The 15,866-nt window shown below is 36.1% G+C and carries 11 protein-coding genes; 6 read left to right on the top strand and 5 right to left on the bottom strand.

Annotation, left to right across the window (positions count from 1 at the left end; translation table 11 throughout):
* Positions 1 to 84 precede the first annotated feature (84 nt).
* Positions 85 to 1,440, bottom strand: a complete 1,356-nt coding sequence (pmbA, locus tag ACPUVN_RS18445; RefSeq protein WP_426369615.1) for a metalloprotease PmbA — start codon at positions 1,438 to 1,440, stop codon at positions 85 to 87.
* Between the two features lie 125 nt (positions 1,441 to 1,565).
* Here pmbA and yjgA point away from each other — a divergent pair, with 125 nt between their 5' ends.
* Positions 1,566 to 2,084 (top strand): ribosome biogenesis factor YjgA, encoded by a 519-nt coding sequence (gene yjgA / locus ACPUVN_RS18440; RefSeq protein ID WP_426360516.1) that lies wholly within the window; start codon positions 1,566 to 1,568, stop codon positions 2,082 to 2,084.
* A gap of 87 nt (positions 2,085 to 2,171) precedes the next feature.
* Here the strand turns inward: yjgA and ACPUVN_RS18435 are convergent, their stop codons facing one another.
* Genes ACPUVN_RS18435 through ACPUVN_RS18425 form a run of 3 tightly spaced genes read right to left on the bottom strand, consistent with a single transcriptional unit; the run spans position 2,172 to position 5,515 of the window.
* Positions 2,172 to 3,068 (bottom strand): DMT family transporter, encoded by an 897-nt coding sequence (locus ACPUVN_RS18435; RefSeq protein ID WP_426358858.1) that lies wholly within the window; start codon positions 3,066 to 3,068, stop codon positions 2,172 to 2,174.
* 60 nt (positions 3,069 to 3,128) lie between these two features.
* On the bottom strand, positions 3,129 to 4,259 hold the full coding sequence (locus ACPUVN_RS18430) for a succinylglutamate desuccinylase/aspartoacylase family protein (protein ID WP_426358859.1): 1,131 nt from the start codon (positions 4,257 to 4,259) through the stop codon (positions 3,129 to 3,131).
* Between the two features lie 26 nt (positions 4,260 to 4,285).
* The gene (locus ACPUVN_RS18425) at positions 4,286 to 5,515 is read right to left on the bottom strand and encodes a DsbA family protein (protein WP_426369614.1); all 1,230 of its coding nucleotides are present in this window, start codon (positions 5,513 to 5,515) and stop codon (positions 4,286 to 4,288) included.
* A 184-nt stretch (positions 5,516 to 5,699) separates the two neighbouring features.
* On the opposite strand from ACPUVN_RS18425, the gene ACPUVN_RS18420 reads away from it, so the two are divergent.
* Together ACPUVN_RS18420 and arcA are read left to right on the top strand one after the other, a co-directional pair.
* Positions 5,700 to 6,731 (top strand): methyltransferase, encoded by a 1,032-nt coding sequence (locus ACPUVN_RS18420; RefSeq protein WP_426358862.1) that lies wholly within the window; start codon positions 5,700 to 5,702, stop codon positions 6,729 to 6,731.
* Positions 6,732 to 7,025: 294 nt separating this feature from the next.
* The gene (gene arcA / locus ACPUVN_RS18415) at positions 7,026 to 7,727 is read left to right on the top strand and encodes a two-component system response regulator ArcA (protein ID WP_426369613.1); all 702 of its coding nucleotides are present in this window, start codon (positions 7,026 to 7,028) and stop codon (positions 7,725 to 7,727) included.
* A 54-nt stretch (positions 7,728 to 7,781) separates the two neighbouring features.
* Here arcA and ACPUVN_RS18410 read toward each other — a convergent pair whose 3' ends face one another.
* Positions 7,782 to 8,132, bottom strand: coding sequence for an Hpt domain-containing protein (locus ACPUVN_RS18410; RefSeq protein ID WP_426358864.1), 351 nt, complete (start codon positions 8,130 to 8,132; stop codon positions 7,782 to 7,784).
* Between the two features lie 299 nt (positions 8,133 to 8,431).
* On the opposite strand from ACPUVN_RS18410, the gene folE2 reads away from it, so the two are divergent.
* The 3 genes from folE2 (at position 8,432) to ACPUVN_RS18395 (ending at position 15,752) form a co-directional block, all read left to right on the top strand.
* A complete protein-coding gene (gene folE2, locus ACPUVN_RS18405) occupies positions 8,432 to 9,358 on the top strand; it encodes a GTP cyclohydrolase FolE2 (protein ID WP_426369612.1) in 927 nt (308 codons plus the stop codon).
* 483 nt (positions 9,359 to 9,841) lie between these two features.
* Positions 9,842 to 14,308, top strand: coding sequence for a glutamate synthase large subunit (gene gltB / locus ACPUVN_RS18400; RefSeq protein ID WP_426358866.1), 4,467 nt, complete (start codon positions 9,842 to 9,844; stop codon positions 14,306 to 14,308).
* 28 nt (positions 14,309 to 14,336) lie between these two features.
* Positions 14,337 to 15,752 (top strand): FAD-dependent oxidoreductase, encoded by a 1,416-nt coding sequence (locus ACPUVN_RS18395; RefSeq protein ID WP_426358867.1) that lies wholly within the window; start codon positions 14,337 to 14,339, stop codon positions 15,750 to 15,752.
* The last annotated feature ends 114 nt before the right edge of the window (positions 15,753 to 15,866 follow it).

The following is a 15,866-nucleotide window of genomic DNA, read 5'->3' as shown; positions in this document are numbered from 1 at the left end:
TTTAGTCTATTTCTAACTTATAATGAACTTAAGTTAAGCTCCTGCTAAATCAAAGTTCAAGTCTAAACTCAAATCCTAAATAGTTTAGTTACCAGCAACCTGCATTTCATTCATAAGTAACGAGCCCGTTCTAATGCTGCCGCGCATATCCACATCGTCACCTACAGCAACTAAACCTTTAAACATCTCTTGTAAGTTACCTGCAATCGTTACTTCTGCAACAGGGAATGCAATTTCACCGTTCTCAACCCAAAAGCCTGCTGCACCACGAGAATAATCGCCATTTACAACGTTAACGCCTTGCCCCATTAACTCAGTTACTAGAAAACCAGTGCCTAGTTTCTTAAGCATATTATCAAAGTTACCGCCTCGACCTTCACCTTCTGCATTTAATATCCAGTTATGAATACCACCCGCATGACCTGTAGTTTGTAAGCCTAACTTTCTTGCTGAGTAGCTAGTTAATAAGTAAGTTTCTAAACAACCTGCTGTAATAATTTCTCTATCAAGTGTTTTTACGCCTTCACTGTCAAATGTGCTACTCGCTAGTGCACCTTTGATATGAGGACGCTCACTAATATTTAAAAAGTCAGGAAAAACTGACTTTCCAATAGAATCTAATAAGAAAGATGATTTTCTATATAAATTACCACCACTGATCGCTGCAATAAAATGTCCGAAGATAGTATTAGCAATATCCGCTCTAAACATTACAGGAACTTTACCCGTAGGTAATTTTTGTGGATTTAATCGTGATAAAGTTTCTTTTGCCGCTTCAACACCAACAAGTGCTGGCGCATCTAATAAATCGAACTTTCGACTAACGGTATAAGCATAATCACGTTGCATATCATCACCTTCACCAGCGATCATTACACAACTTAAACTATGTCGACTACTTGGATATCCAACAAGCTGTCCATGAGTATTACCATAAACCTTAAAGCCTTCAAACGTATCTAAACTTGCGCCATCTGAATTAGTAATGCGTTTATCGTAAGCTAATGCACTTTCTTCACACGCTTTAGCAATTTCTATCGCTTCATCAGTATTAATGGCTTTATGATGATATAAATCTAAATCTTCCGGCTCCATTGCAAGTAGCGATTTATCAGCTAAACCAGAACAATCATCTACTGAAGTATATTTAGCTATATTTACAGCCGCTTGTACTGCTTGTTGTAATGCGCCTTCTGAAAGGTCAGCAGTGGATGCACTACCTTTACGACCCTCTATGTAAACAGTAAGTCCTAAAGCGCCATCATTGGTAAATTCAACCGTTTCAACTTCGCCCATACGTGTGCCAACACTTAAACCTTGCTGTCTGCTCATCGCGACTTCTGCAGAATCAACACCTAAGGTCTCTGCTAATTCAAGAACTTTAGCTACGCGATTTTTTACTTGTTCAAGTTGATTAATAATGCCGTTTGATTCTGTCATGATGGAATTTATGTCTCTAATGCATTTAATGATTGATGAAATACTAACAAATAAGACTATCTACTATTTTTGGATTGCAGAGGTGTAGTATACTATTGGTAATTTCAATTATATTACTAAACATTATGCCCCAGTCTGCTAACGATATCGACGAATTAGATGAAGATTTAAAAAGTAAATCTGAAATAAAACGTGAAATGCACAGATTACAAGATTTTGGACAAAAAATTGTAGAAATGTCTAAACATCAACGTAGTCGTCTTCCTTTAACAGATGAGTTAAAAGACGCCATGGTTTTGGCTGACAAAATTCTGAATAAACATGAGGCATTGCGTAGGCATATTCGTCATATAGCCAAAATACTCTCTGAAACTGATCTTGAGCCAATATATCAAGCGTTAGATGTTATGGCGAACAAACATCAACAAGAGTCTGTTAAGCACACTAAATTAGAGTCCTTAAGAGATGCGTTGATTGAAGGTGATAATGATGCGATTGAATCATTACTTACAGAGAATCCAGAAATGGAAAGACAAAAGTTACGTCAGTTGATCCGTCAAGCAAGTAAAGAAGTAAAAGCCGAGAAACCAGCAAAATACTTTAAAGAATTGTTCAGCTATCTTAAAAGTCATATCGTTTTTTAATAAAAGCCACTTCATATATAAATAGATTAATTCAATAACGATTAAATGTGATCGTTATTGAATTTCCTCACTACAAATATAATTTAACTAAGCTTGCTTCGATTTAGAAAGAAATTGCTTACTTAATAATACAAGTGCTATTCCTCCTAACACCATCAGTGTTGATATTTGTAAACGAGTTGTCATCGCTTCACTCATAAATATCACTCCGCCGATAGTCGCTATCACAGGAACTAAAAGCTGAACAACTGCCGCTTTAGTTGTTGTTAAACCCGTTAAAGCGGTATACCAAATAGCGTAACCAACCCCTGACATAATAGCGCCCGACAATACAGCAAGCAAAATACCATCATAAGAATATTCAGTCGTTGAAATCGTTAATAATAAAAGGATTAAAACAAACGGGATGGTTCTAAAGAAGTTATAACACGTATCAATTAAAGGAGCCTTAGATCGCTTACCTATTAAGGTATAACCAGCCCATGCAACACCTGAGACCATCATCAAAACAAATCCCACTAGAGAAGGTGTCGTTAATTCTGGATAAATAAGATAAACAAACCCAATACAAGCTAAACCTAAACCTAACCATTCACTCAATAATAATTTTTGTTTTGCGATTAATGCCGACAAGATCAAACAGATTTGTACAGAGCCAAACAAAATAAGCGCTCCCGTACCTGTATCTAAATAGCCGTAAGCATAAGAAAATGACAATGCATAAGAAAATAATAAAGCACTACCTAACCAACTCCCTTTGGAAGTAGATGAGTTGTCGTTATTATCTTGAGAAGAGCCATTAGCATCAGCCTTTTTACTATACTGATGAAAAATCAAAATAAAATAAAGGGCTATACTTCCAGATAATAAGCGAATAATGGTAAAGCCAGCGGGATCAATATATCCCTGCCCTAATGCAATCCTACAGAGAATTGAGTTAGCCGCAAAAGCGATTAAAGAGAGTACAGTTAAAGCAAAAATCATAATGATGTCGTCATTTTTTATTCCGTAATTAATAAATAGACCTTGGGTTTATCAGTTAAATTACAAAGTAAAATAACGTGTAAAGACTTTATATAACTCAGTACCTTGATTCACACTGGCTGAAGCAAAATGAAGAATAGGCAAAACTTCATAATCTAAAGTAATTTGATGTAAAGGCTCGCCGTCTCCATAGTTATCCATACGAAGTATTTGAGCTAAGGGCTGCCCTGCCACTAATGGTTTACCAAATTCGGCAAGATAATCAACCATACCGCCCATAGGTGAATAAAACGCTTTGTAATCTTTCAAATAACAAGCATAACGCGTTAATTCTTCGGGCTTTAATGGTGTTTCTTCAATAACATTTTTATGTTGTAAGTAAGTTAAAATACTTAACGCATCTTGATAAGCTTCAGCCAAGTCAATTTGTTCTTGCGAACCAAGTTCGACAGTAAAACTTTCTTTAACGCATTCAGTAGAGGTTATTGAAAAGTCATTACCTACTTTGTTCAAGGCATCTTGCAATGTCCACCACGAACAAAAAGTAGCTTCATCTAAAGCACCACTAAAAACATTAGGAATTAAAATAGTATGAGGAATATTAAAATATGATGCACTGTCTTGTGCATATTCAGGACAATAAAGATGTTTACTTGAAATAGGCCCAGTATGTAAATCTAAAACAATATCAGCTTGATGAGCTAATCGCTGCAACTGGTAAGCAATCCTCTGCCCTGTTGTTAGCCCAAAATCACTATTTTCGAGTTTTTTATCAATACTTTGAACAAGTTGTTTTTTAAAGGCTGATTGAATAACAGAAGGTGTTTCATTTTTGTATTGTTCAACAAAAGCAGGAATTAGGCTTTCATCAAAGTAATACATACGATTCCAATTCACTCCTGTAATAGGATCAAATCGCCCTAAGGTATATTCACCATTTTTATGGTTACAACCTACAGGGTTTGCATAAGGAACTAAGGTAATATCACCATAAACTTGTGAATCCTTTAATATTTCAAGTAACTGAAATATTACCGCATTACCTTGAACTTCAGCACCATGCATATTAGCTTGAATGTAAACACTAGGCGCTAAGCTATTAATGCCCTTAATGCGATAAACAGGAACCGTTAATTGCGCACCACTCGCCATTTCACCTACATGCATGACTTCTTTAGAAATGTTATTCACTTGCTACCTGTATTTATCTATTACCTTTAGCTAGCTAATATAGCATCTTCTATTTGCACTAATCTATCTTGACCCCAGCAACTTACGTCTTTATATCTAAAACAAGGAACGCCCCACAAGCCAAGGTCGTTTAGTGCTAGGTGATTTTCTTCTGACCACTGTTGCCAATCATTTTCTTTACCATAAGCTATAGCGTCTTCGTAATTAATATCAATTTTTTGACAGATTAATTTGATATTTTTATCGAGTTCTAAATCAATTGGTGTCACATAAATCGCATCAAAAGCAGCTAACATAAATTCATACGACTTACCTTTTAACTGAGCAAATGAAAACAACGAATAAATATTTATCACACCTTGAGTCAGTGGTTTAGCATATTCTTTCAGTAATATATTATTCTTATGAGCAACCCTTGTTGCATCAAGCAACATATAACGTTGTTTATGCTCTGATATAGTTCCGCCTCTCATATTCATTGGGATCATAGGTTTAATCGACAATGGAATTTGATAATGATCTGTTAGCTTTTTTGCTTGGATAAGACCTAAATAAGCAAAAGGACTATTGAGAGAAACAAAAGCTTCAACCGATTCAGCACCTACTTCATTGCGATCATCCAAAAACTGTAAATCATTCTTATTAAAAGTAACCTTGGCTTCTTCTTTATTTAAACCTTTTTCATTTAATAAAAGCTCTAAATGCTCTAAGCGATCGACACCCACAAACCAGTTACCGCAAAAGAATAAACCGCCTGAAGCATGATAACCTCTTCTAAACATTCGACGTTGGTTATTGATCTGCGCGGTTATTACTGGTGTTGATATAGGAAAGTGTTCGGTGAAATTATTAGCCCATGTATCAGTAAATACGGCTAACGCTTGCTCTACTGTTTTAGCATGTAACAACCAAGTCTGTTGACCTGTCACTAATGTTTTCATATCTGGAAATGAAGAAATTTTAATTAAGCCATACTTATCTGCTATGTGATTAGCATCTTTTAATGCCCACTGATTTAATAAAGCAGCATCAACTTCTGAACTTAACGTTGTATTAGTTACTAAATACAGTCTAAAAGTTAAATTAAATCTTTTTTCTATGTCTGATAATACTTGAATAAGCATAAAACTATGCGGATCATTTAAAGCCAGGTACACATCTGCAATAGGTTTATTACCGAATAAAAGCGGCAGATTATAAAATCTATATGTTAAGAAAGACTGACGCATATTGCTTTGTAGCCAATGCACTTTCATCCATGCCTTTATTTTGCTAAAAATAAATTACCCCTTACACCAAACAATAAAATGTTATTTTAACGTTAATATATTGTAAATAACATAAGTTTTTTGTTAACAATCTGAAGAGGCATTAGGATCAGAGTAATTGTTACAGTAGAATAGACGTTTATTCTTCTGTGATACTACTAATTAAACCTTTATGTCTTCAATTATTGTAAACCAAATTCTGTCGAGAAATATTAATATTCTGGAAGCCCAAACTCCCTTATTTATTAATTTGAAAAATGATGTGTTTATTCAAGAATATATCAACCTATATCCTCAAGCAGAACTCTCTTGCTACAACATAAACTTTGAAGAGTATTGTGATTATCAATCTAACAAAAAGGTCCAACGTTTTTTTACTGCTCATTATCAAACAGAAAAAAAACATGACCTCGTAATTATCGCATTTCCTAAGAGTAAAGCAGAGCTAAACTTTACTTTGTCGATGATCGCTCATGCCACAGATGAAAATACCAATATTATTGTTGTGGGTGAAAATAAAAGCGGCATCAAAACCTTAAACAAAGTTACTGAAAAAACACTCATCAATTGCAGTAAATATGATTCGGCTCGTCACTGTATACTTTTTGTTGCGCAGTTATCGAAGAGCATAGCTCCTTTCACATTAGATGACTGGTACGATTATTACTCAGTAGACATTGCAGGCACACAGATCAAAGTGGCCGCACTACCTGGTGTATTTAGTCAAAATGGATTAGACAAAGGCACTAAGATTTTATTGGAAAACTTACCCAATATAAAACCTGGTGATATGTTAGATTTTGGTTGTGGTGCAGGTGTTATTGCTAGCTTTATTGGTAAAAAACACCCAGAAGTTAAATTAAACTTACTCGATGTAAATGCACTCGCGTTAGAGTCATCAATTAAGACGCTTGCCTTAAATAACTTAACTGGCAACGTATTCGCTTCTAACAGTTTATCTGACGTTAAAAATAAATATGATGTAGTTATATCAAATCCACCTTTTCATCAAGGGATTACAACTGACTACAGCGCTACAGAGAGATTCTTAGAAGGTATTAAAGGTTATTTACACAACAATGCCGATGTAATTATTGTCGCTAATAGCTTTTTAAAATATGAGCCTATTATGCAAAAAACAATTGGCAGAACGAATCGTTTACTTTCGCAGCAAGGCTTTACTATTTATCAATGTAAAAAGTGATAATTTCCTTAAAATAACCGATTGAAAGCACTTCTTTTGTAATTATCTTAATAATAATGTAGCAAACTTACGCAAAATGTAAAATTTGTGTTAACTTAAATATATAAGAAGATGGTTAAATTATTTATTACTCAGTAAAATATATTTTATATGGCAAGTACAAGATTGTGTTATTGATTAGTGTTATATAACATAAGGCAAGATAGACCATTAACTAAAAATAAACATACTAATTCTAAATTTATAACTATTATTTAATAAATAAGTACAAAGAATTAACCTGGACGAAATGAAATGCAAAAAACTCACATACTTATCGTTGAAGACGAAGAAGTTACTCGATTTAGCTTACGAAATTTATTCGAAGCTGAAGGTTATATTGTATCTGAAGCCACTGATGGCGAAAGCATGGATCAGCAACTACAACAACATACCATTAACTTAGTCATAATGGATATTAACCTTCCAGGTAAAAACGGTTTGCTCCTTGCGCGTGAGTTAGCAAGTAATCAAGATATGGGATTAATATTCCTTACTGGCCGCGATAGCGATATTGATAAAATCTTAGGCTTAGAAATTGGCGCTGATGATTACCTAACTAAACCATTTAATCCTCGTGAACTTACGATTAGAGCACGAAATATCTTAAGTCGTATTTCAAGCACAAGTACAGAATCAGAAAATGCGGTTATAAGCTTTAACCAATGGACACTAGATGGTAACTCTAGAAAAATGACATCACCTAATGGTGATATTATTTCTATTCCACGTGGTGAATACCGTGCATTACATCTTCTTATTGAAAACGCAGGTCAAATAGTTACAAGACAGCAGCTGATTAAAGAAATGACAGGACGAGACTTACGTTCGAATGACAGAACAGTTGATGTAACCATTAGACGCCTTCGTAAGCATTTTGAATCTATTAAAGGCTCTAAAGAGTTAATTAATACTATTCATGGTGAAGGTTATCGCTTTATTGGTACGCTTGATTAAGCTTTAAAGCGATAGTTAAAAAAATCTGTTACAAGGTCAAAATAAGTAAAGCGTTTAGTATGCTTTACTTAGCCACTCACTAAATTCAGTATTGGCTTGAGTATTTAATTCATCTAATTCAATTATATGCTCTTGCTTAACACTTTCTGATTCTACAATTTTCTCAATCGCAACCAACTTCTTATGCACAAGTAACAAACCAACGCTTCCTGCTGCACCTTTCATTTTATGACAACTTTCTTGCCAAAGCTTTTGCTTTTCTTCACTGACATTGCCACGAATATCATCTATATAAATAGCTGATTGGCTAATGTAAAGTTGTAGCATCTGTTCAACAACCGCTTTACCTAAGTTATCAATATAACCTTGTAATAAATCTAAATCTAAATGCGCTGTGTTATTCACTTTTATCCCTTTACCTTTATTCTTTATTTAGCATATTGTATTAAGTTAGCAAAAAACTCACTGATCATATAGCTTTATCGGCGATAACATCTATAGATATTGATTTTAAATGTACTTTACGTCAAAATAGCCGCGTTTTTCATACAGATCTCTTATATCCCCTTAATAATTGTTATATCCAAGAACATATTAATTATTCATCTGTACCAAAAATGCGATAAACTATGCCACTTAAAATTTGTCGATTTAATAATCACATAATAAGTCATTACAACATTTAGCTATATAGCGGAGTATAAATGCCAACATCAATGCCTGATATTGCCAATCACACTAAAGCACAAACTGAAGGTACTTTAGATTGGGTAGGTATGAGTAATATCGAGATGCCTATGATCGTAGCATCTAAAAACGAAGCGGAACGCATGGTTTCGGCTCATGTTGACGCATTTGTTAATCTAAAAGATCCAAAAGCTAAAGGCATTCACATGTCTCGCTTATATCTTTTAATTGATGACCTATCAAACAATGGTGTTTTAAATTACCAAAGCTTAGTAACAGTGCTTGATGGTTTTATTAGCAGCCATAAAGACTTAAGCGATAATGCAAAAGTACAATTTGCCTTTGATTACCATTTACGTAGAAAGTCGTTAATTAGTGGCAAGCAAGGTTGGAAATCATACCCTGTTACTGTTACTGGTAGACTAAACAAAGGTAAGCTTACTGTTGAGCTTAAAGTTGATATTAGGTATTCATCAACTTGTCCATGTTCAGCAGCTCTCGCTAGACAGCTTATTCAGAAAGCTTTTTCTGATAAGTTTGGCGATGAAAAGCAAGTTGACTTAGATACAGTTCACGCTTGGTTAGGAACAACAGAAGGTGTTGTTGCAACGCCTCATAGCCAACGTTCAGTTGCTGAAGTTAAAGTATTATTAAACGACGAAGCGCAAGAGTTTCCAATTAAATACTTAGTTGACCTTGTTGAAAATTCACTGAAAACGCCTGTTCAAGCTGCGGTAAAACGTGAAGATGAGCAAGAGTTTGCTCGATTGAATGGTCAAAACTTAATGTTTTGTGAAGATGCTGCTCGCCGTTTACAGTACGAAATGAATAAAGCGACAAATATCGATGATTTCTGGCTCAAAATAAATCATCTAGAATCATTACATGCACATGATGCAGTAAGTATTACCACTAAAGGTATCTCTGGCGGATACCAAGCTTAATTAAACAGCAACAAAAAACAGGATTTATATCTTCCGTAAAGAATGAATCCTGTTTTATTTTCCTCAATAATTCATCCCCATTTTGTTGTATAATTACAGCCAGTTAAATAGCATAATTTATAAGAGTTTCCCTTAATATTTTCATTATTCAAATGTTAAAAACAGAATAATTATGTAGTTTTTTTACATATAAATGAACATTTAATCAGCGATTATTTATTGCGCCTTATTTCATGCTTTTATCCATAGATAAAAGCATCCAAAAAACACATTTAATTCATTTAAATACAAAGACTTACTTTTATGTAATTAAGTTACGAGCAAATGCTCTAATTTATATTGACCTTTTTGCTAAAAGTGTTTAATGTAGCGGATTCCTCTTGGTTAAAAAATAGGATGTTTATGCATTTTTTACATAACTTTATCTTTTTTAATTCCAATGTTGCCAAGACGATATAATAATTAGGTATTAGGAGAGACAATATGCAGCTTTATGATCCCAACTTCCAAAAAGACAACTGTGGATTTGGTTTAATTGCTCATCAGCATGGTGAAACGAGCCATAAGCTTATTAAAACCGCTATTCACGCTTTAGACCGTATGCAACACCGTGGGGGTATTGCATCTGACGGTAAAACAGGCGATGGCTGTGGTTTATTAATGCAAAAGCCCGACTCGTTCTTTCGTGCTATTGCTGAAGAAAACAATTGGCAACTAGGTAGTAAATATGCGGTTGGAATGATATTCCTGAACCCTGACCCTATTGAAGCCGCTCTTTCTAAAAGGATTTTCGAAGAAGAATTATCAAGAGAAACCCTTACAGTCGTAGGCTGGAGAGTAGTACCTACAGATAAAACTATTTTAGGTGAAATTGCTGCTGGCAATTTACCTGGTATCGAACAAATATTTATTGATGCTCCAGCTGGGTGGCGTAACCCCGACTTAGAGCGTCGTTTATATATGGCTCGTCGCCGTGCAGAAAAGCGTATTACTGATGATCGTTTTTATGTTGCTAGCTTATCGGGCTCAGTAACTATCTACAAAGGCTTAGTAATGCCTGTAGATTTACCTAACTTCTATTTAGATTTAGCAGATATTCGCTTACAAAGTGCTATTTGTGTATTTCATCAACGCTTCTCAACGAATACCTCACCACAATGGCATTTAGCGCAACCTTTCCGCTTCTTAGCTCATAACGGTGAAATAAACACAATTAAAGGTAATAGACAATGGAGTCGCGCGCGTACTTACCGCTTCCAAACTCCTTTATTACCAGATTTACAAAATGCAGCTCCTTTCGTTAATGAAAGTGGTTCTGATTCATCATCATTAGATAACATGCTTGAGCTATTTTTAGCTGGTGGCATGGATTTATACCGTGCAATGCGTCTACTTATGCCTCCTGCGTGGCAGAATAGTCCTAATATGGATGATGACTTAAGAGCATTTTACGAGTTTAACTCTATGCACATGGAACCATGGGATGGCCCAGCGGGTGTTGTAATGACAAACGGTCGCCATGTTGCATGTAACCTTGATAGAAATGGCTTACGCCCTGCTCGTTACGTTATTACACGCAATGGTTTCATCACACTAGCTTCAGAAGTTGGTATTTGGGACTATGGTGAAGATGAAGTTGTAGAGAAAGGCCGTGTAGGTCCTGGTGAAATGCTTGCTATAGATACCTATACAGGCAAAATATTCAACTCTGCTGCTATCGATGAAAAATTAAAAATTCGTCATCCTTACCGTGAATGGTTAGATAAGAATATCCGTAGTTTAGTTCCTTTTAGTGAATTACCTGCAGAGCTTATTGGCAAACGTATATTTAGCGACAGCGACATAGCGAAATACCATAAATTATTCAATTACAGCTATGAAGAAATTCATCAAGTTGTAAAAACTATGGCTGAGAATGGTCAAGAAGCTACAGGTTCTATGGGTGATGATACACCTATGGCTGTATTGTCTAGCCAATCACGTACTTTGTACGATTATTTCCGTCAGCAATTTGCGCAAGTAACTAACCCGCCGATAGATCCATTACGTGAGCGTTACGTTATGTCTTTAGCGACCTGTGTTGGTCGTGAACATAATGTATTTAATGAAACTACAGGTCATGCTGATCGTATTTCATTTGGCACGCCAGTACTTATGTACACAGGCTTGAAGCAATTACGTGAACTTGATCCTGAGCATTACAGAAGCGACACGCTTTCATTAAATTATGATCAAGCTGAAGGTTTGGAAGCTGCAATCATTCGTTTATCTGATGAAGCAGTTGACTTAGTACGTAATAAAAATAGTGTTTTACTTATACTTTCAGATCGCGAGATTGAAAAAGGTAAACTACCTATTCCTGCAGCTATGGCTGTTGGTGCACTGCAAAAACGTTTAGTCGACGAGCAACTTCGTTGTGACTCGAACATAATTGTTGAAACAGGTTCAGTACGCGACTCACATCAATTTGCTGTACTTCTTGGTTTAGGTGCTACGGCGATTTATCCGTATTTAGCATTTGAAACAATTGAGCAACTTGTTGAACAAGGTCAAATTAGTGGTACCGCACGTGAAGCCGTAACAAGCTACCGTGAAGGTATTAACAAAGGCTTATTGAAAATACTTTCTAAAATGGGTATTTCAACAATCGCAAGTTACCGTTGTGCAGGATTATTTGAAGTTATCGGCTTAAACGATAACATCATGAAGCTATGTTTCCCTGAATTGCCAAGTCGTCTTCAAGGTGCAGATTTTGAAGATATTGAGCAAGACAATATTAACTTAGCGCGTAAAGCATTTTTACCACATCAGAAATTACCTCACGGTGGTTTATTGAAATATGTACACAATGGCGAATACCATGCGTACAACCCTGATGTAGTAAGCACGTTACAAAAAGCAGTTCAAACGGGTGAATACTCTGATTACCAAATATATGCTGACACGGTAAATAACCGCCCACCAGCTATGTTACGTGATTTACTTGCACTAAAAGAAGATACTCAAAGTATTGATCTTAGTGAAGTTGAACCTGATAGCGAAATGTTTAAACGTTTTGATAGTGCAGCAATGTCTATCGGTGCATTAAGCCCTGAAGCTCATGAAGCATTAGCCATTGCGATGAACCGTTTAGGCGGTTACTCGAATTCTGGTGAAGGTGGTGAAGACGAGCGTCGTTTTGGTACAGTGAAAAACTCACGTATTAAACAAATCGCTTCAGGTCGTTTTGGTGTAACTCCACATTACTTAGTGAATGCTGATGTACTACAAATAAAAGTAGCACAAGGCGCTAAACCAGGTGAAGGTGGTCAATTACCAGGTGATAAAGTATCACCATTAATTGCCAAGTTAAGATTTTCGGTTCCAGGTGTAACGTTAATTTCACCTCCTCCGCATCACGATATTTATTCAATTGAAGATTTAGCTCAGCTAATTTTCGATTTAAAACAAGTTAACCCTAAAGCGGTTGTATCAGTTAAGTTAGTATCTGGCCCTGGTGTTGGAACTATCGCTTCTGGTGTAGCTAAAGCTTATGCTGATTTCATTACTATTTCAGGTTACGACGGCGGTACAGCTGCGAGTCCATTAACTTCTGTGAAATACGCAGGTTGTCCTTGGGAGCTTGGTTTAGCTGAAGCTCATCAATCACTTGTTGCTAATGGCTTACGTCATAAAGTACGTTTACAAGTTGATGGCGGTTTAAAAACAGGAATCGATATTGTTAAAGCAGCTATTTTAGGTGCTGAAAGCTTCGGTTTTGGTACTGCGCCTATGGTAACTTTAGGTTGTAAATTCTTACGAATTTGTCATCTAAACAACTGTGCTACAGGTGTTGCAACACAAGATGAAGTACTTAGAGAACAGTACTTCAAAGGTTTACCAGATCAAGTAATGAATTACTTTAAATTTATTGCTCATGACGTACGTCAAATCTTGGCTAAATTAGGTGTTGCAAGTTTAACTGAAATTATCGGTAGAACTGACTTACTTGTTCCTCTTAAAGGGATCACAGCTAAGCAACAAAAATTAGATTTATCACCAATTATTGCTCCTGTTATTGCGGGTCCTAATACGGCTCAATACAAAACAGAAGAAAACGTTGCGTATGATGAAGGTAAACTGAACAAAGAAATGTTAGCTGCTGCTTCTGAAGCAATAGTAAACAGTGCTGGTGGTGAATATAGATTCCCTATCCAAAATATAGATCGCTCTGTAGGTGCTTCACTTTCAGGTGAAATTGCACGTCATCATGGCGACCAAGGTATGGCAGCATCACCAATTAAGATTCACTTATCTGGTACTGCAGGTCAAAGTTTTGGTGTATGGAATGCTGGCGGTTTAGAGCTTTACCTTACAGGTGATGCAAATGATTATGTTGGTAAAGGTATGGCGGGTGGTAAAATATCCATCAAGTCACCAAAAGGTGTAGCATACTTATCGCATGAAACCATGATCATGGGTAATACCTGTTTATACGGCGCTACTGGTGGTAAGTTATACGCTTGTGGTCGTGCTGGTGAACGTTTTGGTGTACGTAACTCAGGCTGTCACGCTGTTGTAGAAGGCACGGGGGATCATACTTGTGAATACATGACTGGCGGTGTTGTCACTGTGTTAGGTAATGTAGGTGTTAACTTTGGTGCTGGTATGACAGGTGGTTTTGCTTACGTACTAGATGAAGCAAATGACCTAGATGTTAGATTGAATAAAGAATCAATTGAAATGCTATCGATTGATAACGACAGTCTAGCAATTCATCAAGAACACTTACGTGGCATTATAAGTGAACACTTTGATGAAACAGGCAGCCTTCGCGCACAAGAAATTTTAAATAACTTTGATGCTTTTGCACCATTATTTAAACTAGTTAAACCTAAAGCTACCGATATTAAAACTCTATTGGGTCATCGTAGCCGTTCATCTGCAGAACTTCGCGTTCAAGCACAATAACCTGAACGCGAATTGAGGAAGAAACAGAATGAGTAAAAATGTTTACCAATTTATAGATGTTAAGCGTATCGATCCTCCTAAAAAGAAAATCGATGATCGCAAAGTTAACTTCGTTGAAATTTATCAGCCATTAGGTACTGAACAAAGTGCAGGTCAAGCTGACCGTTGTTTAGATTGTGGTAACCCATATTGTGAATGGAAATGTCCTGTTCACAATTATATTCCACAATGGTTAGAACTAGTCACTGAAGGTAAGATTTTTGAAGCGGCTGACTTATGTCACCAAACCAATAGCTTGCCTGAAATGTGTGGACGTGTTTGTCCACAAGATAGATTATGTGAATCAGCTTGTACGTTAAATGAAGACTTTGGCGCCGTAACCATTGGTAATATTGAAAAATATATTACTGATACTGCGTTTGCTCAAGGTTGGAAACCTGACTTATCTAATGTTGAAAAGTTAGGTAAAAAAGTTGCCATCATTGGTGCTGGACCTGCTGGTTTATCATGTGCTGACGTACTAACTCGTAACGGTATCGATGCAGTTGTTTATGATAGGCACGCTGAAATAGGTGGATTGTTAACTTTCGGTATTCCTTCATTCAAATTAGAAAAAGATGTTATCAAGAAACGTCGTGAAATATTTGAAGGTATGGGAATCGAATTCAAGTTAAATATTAACGTAGGTGTTGATATTACATTTGAATCGTTAAGCGAAGAATACGATGCAGTATTTTTAGCGTTAGGTACATACACTGATATGACTGGTGGCTTCGAAAATGAAGGTGCTACAGGTGTTTATAACGCATTAGATTTCTTAATTGGCAATACTCAAAACTTAATGGGTATTACTGAAAATGCGAAACCTTACGTTAGCTTTGAAAAGAAAAAAGTTATTGTACTAGGTGGTGGTGATACTGCGATGGATTGTGTTCGTACATCAATCCGCCAAGGTGCAACAGAAGTAACATGTGCTTACCGTCGTGATGAGGCAAACATGCCTGGTTCTCCACGTGAAGTACAAAATGCTAAAGAAGAAGGTGTAAACTTTGCGTTTAACATTCAACCTTTAGATATTGCGACTGATGCAAACGGCAAAGCATGTGGTGTTAAGTTTGTTAAAACTCAACTAAGTGCACCAGACGCTAATGGCAGGCGTAATCCTGAGCCAATTGAAGGGTCTGAATTTATTATGGAAGCTGATGCAGTCGTTATCGCATTTGGTTTCTTACCAAGCCCTCCACAGTGGATGAAAGACGCTGGTGTTGAACTTGACTCAAGAGGTCGTGTTATTGCTGTAGACAATAGTAATTTTGCTCTACAAACAAGTAAAGAAAACATCTTTGCTGGTGGCGATATGGTACTAGGTTCAGATTTAGTTGTTACTGCTGTAGATCAAGGCAGAAAAGCGGCTATAGGTATTCTTGATTACGTTTGTAATTAATACACCAACCTAAACTAAGCTAATAAAAAAGCCTAAATAATTAAATTATTTAGGCTTTTTTAATCCACAATCTTTTTATCATTTAAAGCTTAATAATAATATTGAGCTTTAACT

It is taken from the genome of Pseudocolwellia antarctica (assembly GCF_049933045.1).
Classification (GTDB): domain Bacteria; phylum Pseudomonadota; class Gammaproteobacteria; order Enterobacterales; family Alteromonadaceae; genus Pseudocolwellia.
This window is presented reverse-complemented; position numbering and strand designations above follow the sequence as displayed.